Annotated in this window: 15 protein-coding genes; 8 read left to right on the top strand and 7 right to left on the bottom strand. The window is 39.4% G+C overall.

Features of this window, described 5'->3' with window-relative positions; genetic code table 11:
- Nucleotides 1-176: 176 nt before the first annotated feature.
- The 6 genes from KTJ10_RS05375 to KTJ10_RS05350 all read left to right on the top strand — a co-directional run bounded on the left by KTJ10_RS05375 (nt 177) and on the right by KTJ10_RS05350 (nt 6,996).
- On the top strand, nt 177-1,736 hold the full coding sequence (locus KTJ10_RS05375) for a peptide MFS transporter (protein WP_262441523.1): 1,560 nt from the start codon (nt 177-179) through the stop codon (nt 1,734-1,736).
- The gene (locus KTJ10_RS05370) at nt 1,733-3,535 is read left to right on the top strand and encodes an aminopeptidase P family protein (protein ID WP_262441522.1); all 1,803 of its coding nucleotides are present in this window, start codon (nt 1,733-1,735) and stop codon (nt 3,533-3,535) included. Before KTJ10_RS05375 ends, KTJ10_RS05370 begins: the two co-directional genes overlap by 4 nt.
- 296 nt (nt 3,536-3,831) lie before the next feature.
- Nucleotides 3,832-4,416 carry an anthranilate synthase component II gene (locus tag KTJ10_RS05365; RefSeq protein ID WP_063099311.1) on the top strand — a complete coding sequence of 195 codons (585 nt, stop codon included), beginning with the start codon at nt 3,832-3,834 and terminating at the stop codon, nt 4,414-4,416.
- A 9-nt stretch (nt 4,417-4,425) separates the two neighbouring features.
- The gene (trpD, locus tag KTJ10_RS05360; protein WP_108011262.1) at nt 4,426-5,475 is read left to right on the top strand and encodes an anthranilate phosphoribosyltransferase; all 1,050 of its coding nucleotides are present in this window, start codon (nt 4,426-4,428) and stop codon (nt 5,473-5,475) included.
- A 9-nt stretch (nt 5,476-5,484) separates the two neighbouring features.
- Entirely contained in the window at nt 5,485-6,291 is an 807-nt protein-coding gene (gene trpC / locus KTJ10_RS05355; protein WP_078225159.1) for an indole-3-glycerol phosphate synthase TrpC, read from the top strand.
- Between the two features lie 9 nt (nt 6,292-6,300).
- Complete coding sequence (locus tag KTJ10_RS05350; protein WP_068929526.1) at nt 6,301-6,996, top strand: Smr/MutS family protein; 696 nt, start codon at nt 6,301-6,303, stop codon at nt 6,994-6,996.
- Between the two features lie 10 nt (nt 6,997-7,006).
- Here the strand turns inward: KTJ10_RS05350 and xdhC are convergent, their stop codons facing one another.
- Genes xdhC through xdhA form a run of 3 tightly spaced genes read right to left on the bottom strand, consistent with a single transcriptional unit; the run spans nt 7,007 to nt 11,873 of the window.
- Nucleotides 7,007-7,990 (bottom strand): xanthine dehydrogenase accessory protein XdhC, encoded by a 984-nt coding sequence (gene xdhC, locus KTJ10_RS05345; protein WP_262441521.1) that lies wholly within the window; start codon nt 7,988-7,990, stop codon nt 7,007-7,009.
- Between the two features lie 6 nt (nt 7,991-7,996).
- Nucleotides 7,997-10,372, bottom strand: coding sequence for a xanthine dehydrogenase molybdopterin binding subunit (gene xdhB, locus KTJ10_RS05340; RefSeq protein ID WP_262441520.1), 2,376 nt, complete (start codon nt 10,370-10,372; stop codon nt 7,997-7,999).
- Between the two features lies 1 nt (nt 10,373).
- Entirely contained in the window at nt 10,374-11,873 is a 1,500-nt protein-coding gene (gene xdhA, locus KTJ10_RS05335) for a xanthine dehydrogenase small subunit (RefSeq protein ID WP_262441519.1), read from the bottom strand.
- 261 nt (nt 11,874-12,134) lie between these two features.
- Between xdhA and folE the strand changes: the two genes are divergently transcribed.
- Together folE and blaADC are read left to right on the top strand one after the other, a co-directional pair.
- A complete protein-coding gene (folE, locus tag KTJ10_RS05330; protein ID WP_002118643.1) occupies nt 12,135-12,683 on the top strand; it encodes a GTP cyclohydrolase I FolE in 549 nt (182 codons plus the stop codon).
- 150 nt (nt 12,684-12,833) lie between these two features.
- Nucleotides 12,834-13,985, top strand: a complete 1,152-nt coding sequence (gene blaADC / locus KTJ10_RS05325) for an ADC family extended-spectrum class C beta-lactamase (protein ID WP_262441518.1) — start codon at nt 12,834-12,836, stop codon at nt 13,983-13,985.
- 68 nt (nt 13,986-14,053) lie between these two features.
- On the opposite strand, the gene KTJ10_RS05320 is transcribed toward blaADC, so the two are convergent.
- From KTJ10_RS05320 to hemE, 4 genes are all read right to left on the bottom strand, one after another.
- A complete protein-coding gene (locus KTJ10_RS05320) occupies nt 14,054-15,946 on the bottom strand; it encodes a DUF4105 domain-containing protein (RefSeq protein WP_262441517.1) in 1,893 nt (630 codons plus the stop codon).
- Between the two features lie 61 nt (nt 15,947-16,007).
- Nucleotides 16,008-16,478 (bottom strand): DUF3015 family protein, encoded by a 471-nt coding sequence (locus tag KTJ10_RS05315; protein WP_002118800.1) that lies wholly within the window; start codon nt 16,476-16,478, stop codon nt 16,008-16,010.
- A gap of 145 nt (nt 16,479-16,623) precedes the next feature.
- Nucleotides 16,624-17,418 (bottom strand): DUF817 family protein, encoded by a 795-nt coding sequence (locus tag KTJ10_RS05310; RefSeq protein WP_033847703.1) that lies wholly within the window; start codon nt 17,416-17,418, stop codon nt 16,624-16,626.
- A gap of 6 nt (nt 17,419-17,424) precedes the next feature.
- Nucleotides 17,425-18,498 (bottom strand): uroporphyrinogen decarboxylase, encoded by a 1,074-nt coding sequence (gene hemE, locus KTJ10_RS05305; RefSeq protein WP_033847704.1) that lies wholly within the window; start codon nt 18,496-18,498, stop codon nt 17,425-17,427.
- Nucleotides 18,499-18,534 lie beyond the last annotated feature (36 nt).

Genomic DNA, 18,534 nt, shown 5'->3' with positions numbered 1-18,534 from the left:
CGCTAAGAGGAATCTTTTCAACTGATAGTTTCAACTTCTAATTTTTTACCATTTGTTATATACCTTTTTTATACATGACCAACTTGCTTTTTCATTTTAAAAAATCTAAAAAATAAAACATAACTTTTTTTTATAATTAAACAAACTAAAAGTTTTGTTTTATCTAAACTACAAATATGTTCAAAGGATTTGAAATGAAGCATGAACTCGAACAATATGACAGAGCTTTTTTCGGCCATCCAAAACCATTAAAAACTTTATTTTTTACAGAGCTTTGGGAAAGATTTTCTTATTATGGAATTCGGCCTTTACTCGTTCTTTATATGATCGCAATGGTTAATGACGATGGTTTAGGCCTTGACCGTCCAACTGCAGCCGCGATTGTTGGGTTATTTGCTGGATCTATGTATTTAATGACCGTTTTTGGTGGCTGGATTGCCGATAACTGGTTAGGTCAGGCACGATCGGTCTGGTATGGTTCTATTATTATTGCATTGGGCCATTTATCTATTGCTCTAACCGCACTCTTTGATCAATTCTTTTTTTATTTCGGTTTAGTCCTTATTGTTATTGGCTCAGGATTATTTAAAACCTGTATTTCGGTAATTGTGGGAACATTATATAAAGCTCAGGATAGTAGGCGCGATGCTGGTTTCTCCATTTTTTACATGGGGATTAATATGGGGTCGTTTATTGCCCCGCTTATTACAGGTATATTGGCTCGCGATCATGGCTGGCATCTAGGTTTTGGGATTGGCGGCCTTGGAATGTTGATTGCTTTACTTATTTTTCGTACATTAGCGATTCCACAGCTACAGTCTTTCAATCAGTTGCGCCAACAAACTGACAACTGCAATAAGCCTGTCGTAGAAAATAAAAATGCTCCTAAAATTGTATTTAGCTTTTTATTCGCAGTTGCAGTCATTATTACTCTTACCTTATTTGGTGTCATTCATATTAATCCAGTCGCGGTAGCAACTTATTTAACAGTTGGAATTGGTATCGGCATTATTGCTTACTTTGCTTATTTATTACTTTTCTTGAATTTAGAGCAACATGACAAATTTAAAATTATTATTTGTTTTGTTTTATTAGCAACATCAGCATTGTTCTGGTCTGCTTTTGAACAGAAACCAACTTCTTTTAATTTATTTGCGCAAGACTATACAGATCGTATGGTTTTCGGATTTGAAATCCCAACTGTATGGTTCCAATCAATCAATGCCCTTTTTATTATTATATTCGCTCCAATTGCAGCATGGCTTTGGGCAAGACTAGGTAAATCAAATAAAGATCCAAGCTATATCAGTAAATTTATCATTGCATTGTTACTTGCAGCTGGCGGCTTTCTCGTCATGTCTTTTGCCAGTCGTTTCGCAATTGCTGGCGGCTTAGTTTCACCATTTTGGTTAGTAGGAACTTTGTTTTTGCTTACCATGGGAGAACTTTGTTTAAGCCCGATTGGGCTATCAACTATGACTAAACTTGCACCTGATGTGATTCGAGGCCAAATTATGGGACTATGGTTTACTGGCTCAGCTTTAGGTAATCTCATCGCTGGTCTCATTGGCGGGCACGTATCGTCAGATGGTATTGATCATTTACCGACTCTCTTTATGCGATGCGTTTTGGCATTAATCGTTGGTGCAATCGTGTTATTTTTATTAAAGAAACCTATCAATAGATTAATGAACAAAAGTACCAGCAAAGTTCAACCTGACTTGGAAACTATATGAGCGTTTTAACTGTTCCAGAAAAACTAGAGAAACTTCGCAAACTCATGCGTACTCAGCAGATTGATGCGTTTGTTGTGATGAGTGCTGATCCCCATATGTCAGAATATTTACCCGACTATTGGAAAGTAAGGCAGTGGTTAAGCGGTTTTAGTGGTTCTGTTGGTACGCTAGTCGTAACTCAAAACTTTGCTGGGCTCTGGGCAGATGGTCGCTATTGGGTACAAGCCGAACAACAACTCGCTGGAACTGGCTTTCAATTACAAAAACTGACCAGTGATGAAACTTCTACACATCTCGCGTGGATTGAGAAAAATCTACCAACTGGTTCAGTCATTTCAGTAAATGGCCAAACATTATCCACTCAACAATTTAAGGCGCTCGAACATACTTCACGACTTAATCACTATAAACTTGAAACCCAGCAAGATTTAGTTGGAGAGATTTGGTTAGACCGTCCAGAACTTCCCTCAGAAAAAATCCATTTGATGCCTGAAGGATTAAATGCCCTCTCTCGTAAAGAAAAAATTCAGGCAATTCGCGAGAACTTAGCTAACAAGAATATTGCGGGTCATTTTATTTCATCTTTAGATGATATTGCTTGGGTTTTAAATGCACGTGGGCAAGATGTAGAATATAACCCTGTTTTTCTTTCTCATTTATATATTAATGCAGAGCAAGCTATTGTTTTTATTGATGCTGAAAAAGTTGATGTAAGCATTCAACAAGCTTTAGCAGCCGATGGTATTGAAATTTGTAACTACGAAGATACCGCTAAGTTTTTATCGAATATCTCTGATACCTCAGTACTTTTAGATCCCGCCAAAGTATCGATTTTTCATGAACAGGCTATCGCAAAAGATATTCAGGTTGTATATGACATCAATCCGAGTACACTTTTTAAATCGCGTAAGCATGAAAGCGAAATTGCTCATATCCGTCACGCAATGGTTAAAGATGGAGTCGCTCTTTGCCACTTTTTCCACTGGTTAGAGAAAGCCCTTCATCATGGTGAAAGCATTTCAGAACTAACTATTGATGAGAAAATTACAGCTTTCCGTGCTCAACAAGATGGATTTATAGGGCCGAGTTTTTCAACGATTGCTGGCTTTAATGCTAATGGTGCTCTACCCCACTACCGTGCAACTGAAGAGCACTATTCATTTATCGAAGGTGATGGTCTATTGTTAATTGACTCAGGTGGGCAATATGTAGATGGAACAACGGATATTACCCGTGTTGTACCCGTCGGCACGCCAACAGAGCAACAAAAACGTGACTATACTCTGGTTTTAAAATGTCACATTGCCTTGGCAAAAGCGATTTATCCAGAAGGTTTAGCCGCTCCTCTACTCGATTCAATTTGTCGCCATACTTTATGGCAACATGGTTTAGATTATCGACACGGAACAGGTCACGGTGTAGGCTTTGCGCTTAATGTTCATGAAGGGCCGCAAGTTCTTTCTTATTACGCGCCTATTCATGCCTATAGCAAATTGCGTGAAGGAATGATTATTTCTAACGAGCCGGGCTTATACCATGAAGGACAATACGGCATTCGTATTGAAAATCTGGTTGCAAACAAACTTCACTCAGGGTTTGAGAAAACCTACGGTGATTTCTTAGAGTTTGAAACGCTGACCCTTTGCCCGATTCATTTAGATTGTATCGTCGTTGACATGCTAACGAATGAAGAGAAAGACTGGTTAAATGGTTATCATCAAACTGTTCAAGAAAGACTGGCCGAACATTTATCTGGCGATGTTTTAGATTGGCTTATCTATAACACACGTAAAATTTAATCTTCTTGTTTGAATAAGGCAGAATAATTTTTATTTCTAATGAAAAGCATATTTTGTCTTATTAATACTTATCTATAATTTTAAAAAGCTCCACCTTCCCAAAGCTTTTTTTCTGCAAATTTCTAACGAATGAAATAGTTAAACTGGTTACTTCTTTTTTTGCTATATTAGCCCATTAGAAAGCGGCTTCTTATTTTATATATCTAGAAAGCCCTTTCTGAAAACGGGTATCAATATGGGTAACTATTTTAGTCACTTATTAAATATATATTAATTATCATGAGGTTAAGTTCATCATGCTTCTAATGATCGACAATTACGACTCTTTTACCTACAACATCGTCCAGTATTTTGGCGAGTTGAATCAGGAAGTAAAAGTAGTTCGCAATGATCAAGTCACGTTAGAGGATATTGAACGATGGCAACCAAAATATCTTGTGATTGGTCCTGGCCCTTGCTCTCCAAGTGAAGCTGGTATTTCAATTCCTGCAATTAATCATTTTGCTGGAAAAATTCCTTTGCTTGGCGTGTGTTTAGGGCATCAAAGTATTGGGCAAGCTTTTGGCGGAAAAATTGTAAGAGCCAAAACGGTGATGCATGGACGTTTATCTGATATGTACCATAGCAATAAAGGTATTTTCAGTAATCTTCCTAGCCCTTTCTCGGCGACTCGTTATCATTCATTGGTGATTGATCAGCAAACACTGCCTGATTGCCTTGAAGTAACGTGTTGGACCAATGAAACAGATGGCTCCATGGAAGAAATCATGGGTGTTAAACATAAGACATTGCCTGTTGAAGGCGTGCAGTTCCATCCTGAATCTATCTTGAGTCAACATGGCCATCAAATCTTTAAAAACTTTTTAGATATTTATGCATAAGTGATCCCTATGAATATTCAACAAGCACTTAACCATATAACAAAAAATATTCACCTGACTCAGCCGCAAATGGAAGACATTATGCGTAGCATCATGCAAGGTGAGGCAACCGAAGCACAAATTGGTGCTTTGATGATGGGCCTTCGCATGAAAGGTGAAAGTATTGACGAAATTACTGCTGCTGCACGTGTCATGCGTGAATTTGCGATCAAGATCGATGTTAGCGATATCAAATATTTAGTTGATATTGTCGGCACAGGTGGCGATGGGCAAAATTTATTTAACGTCTCTACAGCTTCAAGCTTTGTCATTGCAGCAGCAGGCGCAACCATTGCAAAGCATGGTAACCGAGGGGTTTCAAGTAAATCAGGTTCATCTGATCTACTTGAGCAGGCAGGTATTAACCTTGATTTAGACATGCAACAAACTGAGCGCTGCATCCGTGAGATGGGTGTAGGTTTTTTATTTGCTCCAAACCATCATAAAGCAATGAAATATGCTGTCGGCCCACGTCGTGAGCTTGGTGTTCGTAGCATTTTCAATTTACTCGGCCCGCTTACGAATCCGGCCGGCGTAAAACGCTTTGTGATTGGTGTATTTTCAGATGAACTTTGCCGTCCAATTGCCGAGGTTATGAAGCAGCTTGGTGCTGAACATGTCATGGTGGTTCATTCAAGAGATGGACTTGATGAAATTAGCCTTGCTGCTCCTACCGCTATTGCTGAACTCAAAGATGGTGAAATTACCGAATGGACGCTTAATCCAGAAGATGTCGGGATTGAATCACAAACTTTAAATGGTTTAGTGGTAGCAGATGCTGCAGCAAGCTTAAAGCTGATCAAAGATGCATTGGGTAAAAATAAATCTGACATTGGTGAAAAAGCAGCAAATATGATTGCGCTTAATGCGGGGGCAGGTATTTATGTCTCAGGCATTACTCAAACCTATGCTCAAGCTGTTACATTCGCCCAAGATATTATCTATGGCGGACAAGCTTTAGAAAAAATGAGTGTTTTGGCTGAATTTACCAAAACATTAAAGCAATCTCAGGCAGATTAAGGATTTCTCATGATTAATATTCAAAATACCATTTTAGGTAAAATTGTTGACCGTAAACATGAGGAACTTGCTGCGCGTTTAAAACAACGTAATTTGCAAGATGTTGAAGAATTAGCAAAAGCCGCAACTCCAGTGCGTGGCTTTGCCAACGCTTTAAAACATAAACGCCCTGGTGTGATTGCTGAAATAAAAAAAGCCTCTCCATCAAAAGGAATCATTCGCGCAGACTTTAATCCTGCCGAAATTGCCCAGCAATATGAACAAGCTGGAGCAGCATGTCTATCGGTACTGACAGATGTTGATTTCTTTCAGGGTGCAGATGAAAATATTGCGATTGCTCGTAATCATTGTGCCCTACCTGCTTTACGTAAAGACTTTCTGATCGATCCATATAATGTAGTTGAAGCACGTGCTTTGCATGCGGACTGTATTTTATTAATTGTTGCTTGTTTGTCTGACCAGCAACTCGAAGAAATGTCAAAAACTGCGTTTGAACATCAACTTGATGTATTGGTTGAAGTTCATGATGAAGAAGAAATGGAACGAGCGTTAAAGCTTTCTGAGCAATGTTTATTAGGCGTGAATAACCGTAATTTAAAAACGTTTGATGTAGATTTAAATACATCCATTCGATTGAAAAAATTACTTCCGACCTCACGTTTATTAATCACTGAAAGCGGTATTGCGACACCAGATGATGTGCGTATGATGCAAGAGCATGATATTCACAGTTTCTTGGTGGGCGAAAGTTTTATGAAACAACCACGTCCAGATCAAGCTTTTACTGCACTTTTTGGACAACCTCAAACGGTTTAATGAAGATATATGAGTAATAAAGATTCATCGCTTTCTAAAGAGCAACAAAAGTTATTGAAGCAATTTAAAAAGCAAATCTCCAATCCTCATTCAAGCAAAATCGCAAATCAGCCTGATACTAAAAAAGCTCAGGCTGAGTCTGAAGAATTGGAAGATACACATCTATTTCAACAGGCTGTTGCAGGTGTGAAACGCATCAACAATAGTAATGTTGCCGATGTAAAAACACCTCGTGCCAGAAAAGTCGACGCACAAACTCTAGCGAAACGTGCAGCCGCAGAAGGTGGCCGTGATACCGAGCATGCCGAGTTATCAGATACTCAAGCTGCTTTAAATCCAGTCGCAAGCCAAGCAACGTTAAGCTATCGCATTGCGACTCTGCAACATAAGGTTTTTGAAGACTTAAAAGCAGGCAAGATGCGTTGGTTTGAAGCTGTAGATTTACACGGCTGTACCATTGAACAAGCACGTGACGCAGTTTTACAAATTATCCAGATGGCAAAAGATGAAAATCAAAATGTTATCAAAATTGTACATGGTAAAGGCCCAGAAGCGGTCTTAAAAACCTATGTCAACGGATGGTTACGTCAACACCGCGATGTTTTGGCTTTTGTAAGTGCTCCAGAAAATCAAGGCGGCACAGGTGCTGTTCTCGTACTGCTTAAACGAGCAGAAAAAAATCCGAAGTTCGAACAAAAAAAATGATCCTTTGGGATCATTTTTTTACATCAAACACCTGCAATAATTGAGCAACTACTGCAATGGCAATCGTTGCAGGGTGTTTCGATGAAATCCCTTCTATACCAATAGGGCAAACTAAGCGTTGTAATGTTTCCGGAGTATAACCGCGTACTTGCATACGTTTCTCAAAAATAGCCCTTTTACTTTTTGAGCCAATCATCCCAACATAAGCAAATGGTTTTGTCGTAGGTTTTAAAGCTGCAAAACACAGTTGCAAATCTAATTGATGATCGTGAGTTAATATTAAAATTGCACCTGAACGGTCAAAATGCTCAATCTCGGCTTCAAGCGTATCAGTCGTTAAACATTGAACCTTTTCCAGTAAATCGGATGGGAAAATATCATCACGTGGATCAATCCATTTCATCCTCACCCCAATAGGCAATAAACAACGGACAATTGCTTCACCCACATGCCCTGCTCCACAAATCAGCACGTGCATGGTATTTGGTTGAATCTGCTGGCCAAATTGCCATTGCTCACTACTGTCAGAATCAAACTCGAAACTTGGTTGTTGTTCCATGCCCATAATCTGCCAAGTGGACGCATATTGATGTGAGACGGTACGCCATATATGCCTTCCAGCTCGCCATGCTTGCAAACTCATGGATAAATCTGACGGGGTTACAGCGGGTGATATTTTTTCAAACAATAACCACATCACCCCACCACAACATTGCCCCAACCGAGCACTGAGGTTAAAGCGTTCAATACGCCTCACAGAAATTCCCGTTTCTTTTAACATTGCTTTAGCAATATCAATAGCCTGAAATTCTAAATGCCCGCCACCGATCGTATCGGATTGCTGCCATTGCTGTTGCAAATTAAACCGCAATAACATGGTTGTACCAACTTCTCGTGGTGTTGAACCATCAGCGCGGACCACTGTGACCAATACCATAGGTAGAGCATCGACGTGCCACGCTACAAAATCAGTCCACCATTGTAAATGTTGCATAATCTTCTACATTTTAGCTTGTGGACGTTTAGCCAAAGCTTGTCCCCGCCCAATCGCAATTGCACGTAAAATTTCTTCGGCAGTTGCCGGAGCATTGAGTACGAGCGGTGCATTTTCTGGAATAGCCGCCTGTACAGCCTGACGAATTGCAGAGAAAACAGATAATGCCAACATAAATGGGGGTTCACCTACCGCTTTGGAGCGATAGATGGTATCTGCCTGATTTTGGTTATCAAACAGTTTGACATTAAAAATATGCGGAATATCAAAACTGGTCGGAATTTTGTACGTTGAAGGCGCATGGGTAAATAAGCGTCCTGCGTGCGGTCCTTGAGGCTGCCAATACAACTCTTCTGTCGTGAGCCACCCCATCCCTTGGACAAAACCACCTTCAATTTGTCCAATATCAATTGCAGGGTTAATTGACCGTCCAACATCATGCAAAATGTCAGCACGTAACACTTTCATTTCGCCAGTTAGCGTATCTATTGCGACCTCGCTGACCGCTGCGCCATAAGCATAATAGAAAAATGGACGCCCTAAATGGTTGACCTGATCATAGTGAATTTCTGGCGTTTTATAAAAACCACTGTCCCATAGTTGTACACGTGCCATATATGCCCGTTGAACCAAGTCAGGAAATGTCCATGAATGACCATTCGCTGTTGAAACCATACTATCTTCAAACTGGACTTGCTCTGCGTCACTATCACTTATGTCTGCTGCAAGTTTTGCCAGACGCTCTCGAATCTTAATACAAGCATTTTGAACAGCTTTACCGTTTAGATCTGCTCCACTCGATGCTGCAGTTGCCGAAGTATTTGGCACCCGGGAAGTATCGGTTGCAATTAAACGAACACTATCGATGGGTAAACCCAACTCATGTGCAGCAACCTGCCGTACTTTGGTATATAACCCCTGTCCCATTTCTGTACCACCGTGCGTAATCGCAACAGTGCCATCCATGTACACATAGACTAGTGCACCTGCCTGATTGTAATGCACGGCATTAAATGAAATACCGAACATTAATGGTGTTAGCGCAATACCACGCTTAATGATGTCATTGCTCTGATTAAAGGCATGAATGCTCTGTTTACGTTTCGCGTAATCGCTACTTTGCAATAATTCGGCCACCAGTCGAGGAGCAACATTATCACGAACTTCTGCCCCATAATGCATGCGATCACGTCCGGCGCCAGGCTGCTCAGCAAAGAAATTACGCTGTCGAATTTCAACAGGGTCACAACCTAAATAACGAGCAATGTCATCAATAATATTTTCAATGACAAACATGCCTTGCGGTCCACCAAAACCACGGTATGCCGTATTGGAAACAGTATTGGTTTTACAACGTAAGTTACGTAGCTCAACCGCATTTAAATAATAAGCGTTGCCAATATGACAAATCGCACGTTCATTCACTGGCCCAGAAAGATCAGCCGAAAAACCGCAATTTGAAGCCAATTGAACCTTCAAGCCTTGCAAAACACCACTGTCATCAAAAGCCACAGACCACTCATAAGCAAAACCATGACGTTTGCCTGTAGCATTCATGTCGTCATCTCGATCTAAACGCAATTTACACGGACGACCTGTTTTTTGCGCTGCCAAAGATGCAATGCATGCCCACTGTGCCGACTGCGACTCTTTACCACCAAAACCACCGCCCATACGACGGCTTTCCACACTGACCTGATGCATATTCATGCCTAATGCATGACAAATCAGTAACTGCATTTCGGTTGGATGTTGTGTAGAGCAATAGACTTTTAAGCTCTGATTTTCCTGTGGAATCGCATAGGAAATTTGCCCTTCAAGATAGAAATGCTCTTGCCCGCCCAGTTCAATAGAACCTGATAGTAGATGTGCTGCGTTTTGAAATGCCTGCTCAACTTCACCATGGCTAAATTCTACAGGTGGTAAAACCCACGATTCTTTTTCAATCGCATCTTGAATGGTTAAAATCGGAGTTTCAGGCACATACTCAATTTTTGCTAAGCGAACTGCCTGACGAGCTTGCTGATAACTCTCAGCAACAACCACAAACAAAGCTTGTCCATAAAACTCAACCTGCCCCTCAGCAAAAATCGGGTCATCTTTAACAATTGGTCCCCAATTATTTTCAACCTCGATATCTTTTGCCGAAAAAACTGCATAAACACCATCAGCCTGACGTACGGCATCCAAATCAAACTTACTGATTTTGCCTTTGGCACAATTTGAAAATCCGACCGCTAGATGCATCGTATTTTCAAGCTCGGGTAAATCATCAATATAAGTTGCCTGTCCAGTCACATGTAAATGCGCACTTTCATGTGGAATGGAGTCGCCAGCTTTAGCCGATTTTTTAGAAACACTGAAGTCAATCGTTTGATTCATGTTAGATCTCCACCACAGCAATCAAGTCATTCACACGAGTGATCGTTTGAGACAGAATTTTTTCTACATAAAAGCGCTGTAAACAGTTTTTTGCGACTTGTAAACGATATGCCGAGCTAGCGCGTCCGTCATCTAAAGGCTGGTAATCTTGCGATAAGGCCTCTTGTGCCTGAACGATCAATGCTGCTGTAATTTGCTGGCCTTCCAATATGGCTTCTGCATATTTTGCACGTTTGGGAATAGCTGCCATGCCACCAAAAGCAATTTTTACATTGTGAGCGACATCATAATGATCTAACTCGCATGAAATGGCCGCACATACCGCAGAAATATCTTGCTCAAAACGTTTAGCAATTTTATAGCTGGCAAATTTAAAACGCGTCTGCCCTTCACGAAGCGAAACAATAATTGCCTCAACAAACTCACCAAGTTGTAATGCTGTTTTTTGATAATCTATATAAAAGTCTTCCAAAGCAATTTCACGGGTCTGCACACCTGCACGCAAAATCAATCGTGTACCTAGCGTAATTAATGCCGGCATTGAGTCGCCAATAGGCGAACCATTGGCAATGTTTCCACCTAGAGTTCCTGCATTTTTAATCGGCATGGAAGCAAAACGGCGCTGTAATTCTTGAAAGTCAGGATAAACATCTGAAATTTTAATGAGTGCATCACTCAAACTTACATTTGCCCCAATCGTTAAAGCATGATCTGTGACTACAATTTTTTTGAGTTCTTCAACCTGACCGATATAAAGCATATCTCCTAAATTACGGCCTTGCTTTGTGACCCACAAACCAACATCTGTGCTGCCAGCAACAATACGTGCCTGCGGCAACTGTAACCGTAAAGCGGCAAAATCCTGCAAAGTCTTTGGTGCAAAAAATTGTTGAGCATGATCATTCAAATGCAACGCAGGCAATGCTTTGATCTCTTTTAATACTTCAATTACTTTTTGACGTTTTAATAAAATACGTGGATAGTCATATGCTTTTTGTGCTGCATCGAAAATAGGGCGATAGCCTGTACAACGACACAAATTTCCAGAAAGATAATTACTGACTTGATCTTTGCTTGGACAGTGTTGCTCATTTTCATACATTGCCCATAAAGACATGATAAAACCGGGAGTACAAAACCCGCATTGTGAACCATGCATATCGACCATCGCCTGTTGAACCGGATGAAGTGCCCCATCCTTTTTAGGCAATAATGTACAAAGATCTTCTACTGTAAATAAAGCCTTACCATCTAAAGTAGGTAAAAACTGAATGCAAGCATTCACACTGCGTAATTGCAAGCTTTCATTGACCAACTCACCAATCACTACCGTACATGCACCACAATCGCCCTCAGCACAGCCCTCTTTTGTGGCGGTCTGCCTGGTCTTACCAGTTTGGATATACTCTCGCAGAAATTGTAAAACTGTCATTGTGGGTGTTACATTTTCAACTTGCTGCTGGCTACCACGGAAAAAGAAGGTGATTGGACGTTCTGACATGTTTTATCCTTATGCTCTATAACACTGCATCTGTGCAAATATGATGCCATTAGGCGATCATTTAGAACCTATCAACATTAAATACACATTTGACGTTCAAACTCTTGACTATTAACGATAAAAAACATGAAATTTATTCATCTTTTATTAAACACACATAAAACCAGAATAAATATAGTGCGAGGAGTTATGAACATCAGGTCATGTTTCTGATACAATGCCGAGCTTGTCTAATAGAGTAAACTTATACGTCTTATGTCAATGCAGCAATCGTACGCAAATATCCTGACTGCCGTCGGTGAAGATCTTGATCGTCCCGGCCTTAAAGATACGCCTGTGCGTGCGGCTAAAGCTTTTTCATATTTAACTTCTGGCTATAGTAAAACTTTAGAAGAAGTCACCAATAATGCTGTTTTCCCATCAGATAACCATGAAATGGTATTGGTGAAGAATATTGAATTCTATTCGCTTTGCGAACATCATCTCCTCCCATTCTACGGCCGTGTTCATGTAGCCTATTTACCGGAAGGCAAAGTTCTCGGTTTATCTAAATTTGCACGTATTACTGAGATGTTTGCTCGCCGTTTGCAAATTCAGGAAAATCTGACTCAACAAATCGCAGAAGCCGTTGCTGAAGTGACTGGCGCTCGTGGTGTTGCTGTAGTTATCGATTCAGCACATATGTGTATGATGATGCGTGGTGTAGGTAAACAAGAATCTACAACTCGTACAGTTTCATTTGTCGGCGATTTTAAAACCGATAAAGAAGCACGCCGTGAATTTTTAAGCGCAGTACCAGAAAGTTATTAATCTGGTTTTAATGCAAAAATAAGAGCCCGACGACGTTGGGCTTTTTTATATCTAGTTAAAGCACTTAATCTATAAAACATAACAATTAAATTAAGTGATTTTTGTTATAAAAGTACGCATCTTTCTTTTTAAATAATTTATGAGTTCATCATGCGATTTAAAAAAATTTCTTGCTTACTTTTACCGCCTCTTTTTATTTTTAGTACCTCAATTTATGCGGGCAATACACCAAAAGAACAAGAAGTTAAAAAACTGGTAGATCAAAATTTTAAGCCTTTATTAGATAAATATGATGTGCCTGGTATGGCCGTGGGGGTCATTCAAAATAATAAAAAATATGAAATATATTATGGCCTACAATCCGTTCAGGATAAAAAAGCCGTAAATAGCAGTACCATTTTTGAACTAGGTTCGGTCAGTAAATTATTTACCGCTACAGCTGGTGGATATGCAAAAGCAAAAGGAAAAATCTCTTTTGATGACACACCCGGAAAATATTGGAAAGAACTAAAAAATACACCGATTGACCAAGTTAATCTTCTTCAACTTGCGACGTATACAAGTGGCAACCTTGCTTTGCAATTTCCAGATGAAGTTCAAACAGACCAACAAGTTTTAACTTTTTTCAAAGATTGGAAAACTAAAAACGCAATCGGTGAATACAGACAATATTCAAATCCAAGTATTGGCTTATTTGGAAAAATTGTGGCTTTGTCTATGAATAAACCTTTTGACCAAGTCTTAGAAAAAACAATTTTTCCACCTCTCCATTTAAAAAATAGCTATGTAAATGTGCCTAAAACTCAAATGCAAAATTATGCATATGGCTATAACCAAGAAAATCAGCCGATCCGAGTTAACCCTGGTCCGCTAGATGCCCCTGCGTACGGCGTTAAATCGACACTACCAGATATGCTGACTTTTATTAATGCCAACCTCAACCCACAGAAATATCCGAAAGATATTCAACGTGCAATTAGTGAAACACATCAAGGTTTCTATCAAGTCGGTACGATGTATCAAGCATTGGGTTGGGAAGAATTTTCTTATCCAGCACCTTTACAAACTTTATTAGACAGTAATTCAGAGCAAATCGTGATGAAGCCTAATAAAGTGACTGCCATTTCCAAAGAACCTTCAGTTAAGATGTTCCACAAAACTGGCTCAACAAATGGCTTTGGATCTTATGTGGTGTTTATTCCAAAAGAAAATATTGGTTTAGTCATGTTAACCAATAAACGTATTCCAAATGAAGAACGCATTAAGGCAGCGTATGCAGTATTAAATGCAATAAAGAAATAATCGTCTTGTCTAAAAACAAAAAAAGAGAAATGAATAAACTCATTTCTCTTTTTTTATACATTTATTCTTTAAAAGAACCAAACATATCCTAGACTTGATTTCATCCAGTCTTGATGGTTTTGTTGCTCATAGTCCCAATTCAATCGAACGGCATTATTGCGATTAATCACATATTGCCACTGAGTATTTACTCTCAAATTCCATTGGTTTTGATCTTCCCAATAGGGCAATTCAATTTGCACCACAGAGTTGAAACGCTCAAACCATTGATTCATACAACCTAAAGTTGGCCCCATTCCTACGCGCCACCCTTTATCTAGATTTGAACCTGTTTGTACATAGGTTTGTACTTGTCCATAGCAAATATGCTTTCGCCCATAGTCTGCAAGACTGTAACCGACCTGAGCATTAAAGCTTGCTACGCTGTGTTGTTTGTCTTCACTAAAGCTTCCATCATGAATGGCTTCTTGACGCCAACCTAAATTAAAACCCCAACTCAGTGGTGTTTTAAATGGTTGAATCGGGTTATAAGAGTTTACTTCTAACAAATCAAGACGTTCTAGTTTTAAATGGTCATCTCGCCACTGTGCATTACCATTTAAAAATAGTAATTGGGTCCCTGCACGATAGCCTCCTTGAGGATCTATTAAATCATGATAGGCTTGGCGATGACCAAGTTCGATAAACTTATCGCCTTGAACCTCACCAGCTTTCACTGAAAGATTACGTGCGTTATGGCCTTGAGTCGGCTCTTTTGTTGGTCTTTTTGGTTCTTGACGTTGCTTATCTAAATCAATCTGACTTCTGAGTGCTAAAAGCTGACGTAACTGCGGCTGAGCAATGCTTTCGTCAACTTTACGACCAATAAACTGTAGATATAAATCATCGTAAGCCATCTCGAGGATTTTAGCCTGATCCTGCTCAGTAAATGATTTTAAAATCTGAGAAGACTGCTGTATAGGCAGCATCGCAATTTGATGAGCCACCTTCGCCAGTGAGGCACCATGCTGATGAGCTTGGGACAATAATTGGGTTTCTAAAGCAGGTCGATATACAGGAGCTTTGGTGAGTCCCTGCTGCTGCATCGATTTAATGGTTTCCATTGGAATAGATGCATAGGTGAATTTCTCTTGCAAGTTAGACTCAGGTTTTACTAAATCCACTAACCCCAACAATCGATAGGCACAGTTATCACTCACAAAGTAATAAGGGAAACTCACATGTTGCATTTCCCAAATATGGCTTACTAAAAACCCAGTTTCTTCAGATGATAGATTTAACTCATATTCCCACAAATCGCGGCTTTCAAAATCACCATACTCTTTTACCTTACGATAATAAGGCATCAATGAATATTCGCCTGGATACTGCCCCGTTAAACCTTTCCATGCATATGACCAGTTGTCGTTGCCTGCCACAGTTGCTGCATAGTTTACGGCGTAAGAGACAAGGTTTAACTGCTGTTGATCTTTTGGGTCCAAACGCAATAACGTATGACCAAACATTGAGCTAGGATTGCCCATAAAATCGGTCGCATAAATTAAGGTCGCTTTATGAGGCTTAATCTGCCCAATCCAATTTTCAAATTCGGTACACTTTACTTGAGGCAATTCACTTTCTTGAATGCCGACTTTTTGCATGAGCCATTGACTACGTGCCGGGAACTTACAGCGAATCGACTGGTTATCTTGAGCAGGCATAAATAATGCTGAGATATCCGCTTTCAGTTCTTCTTTTAAGTTATTTTTTCCATTTTCTGATAGGAAATAGCCAGAATAAGTGACCTCACTTTTCTGATTTTTATTGGCATACATGAGCCTTTGCCATGTAATGTCTTGATCTAGATTTTGTTGTTCTGCAATTGACCAATATTTTTGAATAGATGGATTTATATCTGCTGAATACGCAATATTCACTGCCAAAGAGGCAAAAACTAAAACAACTGACTTCATTAAGCTCATCAATTTTTATCATTAAATATAAGAAAAACCCTGCCATAGGACAGGGTTTTCAGTTTCAAACTTATACGTAGGCTTTTAAAACGTCGTCTTTAGCCATTACAGTTTGTAATGATGCTAAAACTTGAAGCGTATTTTGGTTATTTGCAGAATAGATTTCACCAAAGTTTGCTTTTGAAACTTTAAAGAAACGATCTTTGTCTTGAGGTTTAATTTGCATTAACTCAGCAAGTACGTTCAGGCTTTCACCTTGGCCTACTGCCATATCACGTGCTAAAGCTTCAGCATTTTCATTTGTAAATGTAACCACTTGCGCAGTTACTGTTCCGCCTTGACGGCAGCCTAAAGTACCAAAAGTAATCCCTAGTAATTGGTTAGTAAAAATACCATTTGTTGTTGCAGCAAGAATTTTAGGCACCACTCCTTTTTGGCCAGCCCATACTTGCGTACCCACACCACAACCTACATCGTTATCAGCCATAGCAACACTTGAACCAGCTGCTAACAAAGCAGCTAAAGCTAATTTTTTTAACATAGATGTATATCTCCAAAATCATTATTGATTGTTTCTTATGTATTGTTATGTGTAATTCTTATTACACGATATTAAAGATAGCGAGAAGGCTGTGATTTAGCAATTAAAAAATAAATAATATGATGAAAAGTGCTAACGAAAAAATTTACCTTAGATTCCAGTTACCTTGATTATCTCGATGACCTAATATTTTAAGCACGAGAACCAAACTTAAAAGTAATAATAAATACCATGATCCCAGTTTACCCCAACCCACCATATGCCAAGCATCTACCTGACTTGGATAGAGCCAGATTTTATAAAAAGTACTAATATTTTCAGCAATCCAGATTAGAAAAGCGAGGGTCAACAATACAGGTAACATCGGGATTTTAAATTTATATTCATTTAGCTGAAAATAAAGTTTGGTCTTCCAAAAAATAAAAATACTGATTGCAAATAAAATATAGCGAATATCAGGTACAAAAAATTTACTCATAAAGTTTATATATGAGAAAAATGCGAGTAAAAGCATCGTTCCAAAACTTGGAAGTTTTTCGAAAGAAACCTGAAATAATCGGAGTGATCGCGCAAAAAAACTACCTACAGCCGAATACATAAAGCCTGCAAATAAAGGCACAGTTAAAATTTTAAATATAGCAGGCTGAGGATATTGCCATGATGCGATCGCAGGGTGCGTTAAAAATATTTCCATGACCATCGCCATGACATGAAATAAAGCAATAACTTTGGCTTCTGCCCATGATTCAAGTTTTAAATATAAAAGACAGATCTGAATCAGCACTGCATAGATGAGTAAATAATCATAACGATAAAAACCCATATATTCGTGGCTTCCCATCGGTGCTGTTAAAGCAAAAGCAATTAAAAGTAGAATACCAAACAAGGCTGCCGAAACAGCCTTGCCGATAAAATGAATTGGTAAAGCGAGATGGCGCACAAAAAACTATCCTAGATATTTAGCACTATACTCATGTACTGTATCTACAAAGATTTTTGGTTGCGCAGGGTCTACCCACTGGGTAATACCGTGGCCTAAGTTAGCAACGTAACCTGTTTTTTCACCGTTTGCATAAGCATCGTCTAACATTGCTTTTACAGCTTTTTCAATTGAAGCAGCCGAGCCATATAAAACAGCAGGGTCAAGATTACCTTGTAGCGCTACACGTCCCGACACAATATTACGAGCTGTATTAAGTGGAGTAGTCCAATCTAAACCTAATGCATCTGCACCAGTCGTAATCATTGGCTCTAACCATTGACCGCCACCTTTAGTGAAAACAATAATAGGAATACGGCGACCATCTTTCTCACGTTGCAAACCAGCAATGATTTTATTCATGTAGTTTAAAGAGAATTCGACATATTCACGATGTGCTAATGCCCCACCCCAACTATCAAAGATCTGGATAGCCTGAGCACCTACATCAATTTGAGCATTTAAATAGTCAATAACTGAATCTGCTAAATGATCAAGTAAAGCATGCAAAACTTCTGGTTGCGCGTACATCATCTGCTTGGTAAAACGGAACTCTTTACTTGAACCACCTTCAACCATATACGTTGCTAATGTCCAAGGACTACCAGAAAAACCAATCAGTGGAACTTGGCCACCTAAAGCAGAGCGAATTGTGCTTACTGCATTCATCACATAATCAAGGTCTGACTTTGCATTTAGCTTGGGTAAATTCGCGACATCTTGTTCAGTACGAACAGTTTTTTGAAACTTAGGGCCTTCACCCGTTTCAAAATAAAGCCCTAAGCCTAATGCATCAGGAATTGTTAAAATATCTGAAAATAAAATTGCTGCGTCTAAGTCGTAACGGCGTAAAGGCTGCAAAGTCACTTCACAAGCAAATTCTGTATTTTTACATAGAGATAGAAAATCGCCTGCTTTTGAACGTGTTTCACGATATTCAGGCAAATAACGTCCCGCTTGACGCATCATCCATACCGGTGTGGTATCTACAGGTTCGCGTAACAAAGCTCGTAGGAAACGATCATTTTTCAAAGTCGTCATTACCAATCTCTATATTCTTTATGTGGCAGCATCATA

This window comes from Acinetobacter sp. WU_MDCI_Abxc222 (assembly GCF_025514755.1).
Classification (GTDB): domain Bacteria; phylum Pseudomonadota; class Gammaproteobacteria; order Pseudomonadales; family Moraxellaceae; genus Acinetobacter; species Acinetobacter geminorum.
This window is presented reverse-complemented; position numbering and strand designations above follow the sequence as displayed.

Coding starts and splice junctions, on each gene's coding strand:
- xdhA (WP_262441519.1), bottom strand. CDS start 11,873: ATGTCAGAACGTCCAATCACCTTCTTTTTCCGTGGTAGCCAGCAGCAA.
- trpC (WP_078225159.1), top strand. CDS start 5,485: ATGATTAATATTCAAAATACCATTTTAGGTAAAATTGTTGACCGTAAA.
- KTJ10_RS05370 (WP_262441522.1), top strand. CDS start 1,733: ATGAGCGTTTTAACTGTTCCAGAAAAACTAGAGAAACTTCGCAAACTC.
- xdhB (WP_262441520.1), bottom strand. CDS start 10,372: ATGAATCAAACGATTGACTTCAGTGTTTCTAAAAAATCGGCTAAAGCT.
- KTJ10_RS05315 (WP_002118800.1), bottom strand. CDS start 16,478: ATGTTAAAAAAATTAGCTTTAGCTGCTTTGTTAGCAGCTGGTTCAAGT.
- KTJ10_RS05375 (WP_262441523.1), top strand. CDS start 177: ATGTTCAAAGGATTTGAAATGAAGCATGAACTCGAACAATATGACAGA.
- KTJ10_RS05350 (WP_068929526.1), top strand. CDS start 6,301: ATGAGTAATAAAGATTCATCGCTTTCTAAAGAGCAACAAAAGTTATTG.
- KTJ10_RS05365 (WP_063099311.1), top strand. CDS start 3,832: ATGCTTCTAATGATCGACAATTACGACTCTTTTACCTACAACATCGTC.
- trpD (WP_108011262.1), top strand. CDS start 4,426: ATGAATATTCAACAAGCACTTAACCATATAACAAAAAATATTCACCTG.
- KTJ10_RS05320 (WP_262441517.1), bottom strand. CDS start 15,946: ATGAGCTTAATGAAGTCAGTTGTTTTAGTTTTTGCCTCTTTGGCAGTG.
- hemE (WP_033847704.1), bottom strand. CDS start 18,498: ATGACGACTTTGAAAAATGATCGTTTCCTACGAGCTTTGTTACGCGAA.
- blaADC (WP_262441518.1), top strand. CDS start 12,834: ATGCGATTTAAAAAAATTTCTTGCTTACTTTTACCGCCTCTTTTTATT.
- folE (WP_002118643.1), top strand. CDS start 12,135: ATGCAGCAATCGTACGCAAATATCCTGACTGCCGTCGGTGAAGATCTT.
- xdhC (WP_262441521.1), bottom strand. CDS start 7,990: ATGCAACATTTACAATGGTGGACTGATTTTGTAGCGTGGCACGTCGAT.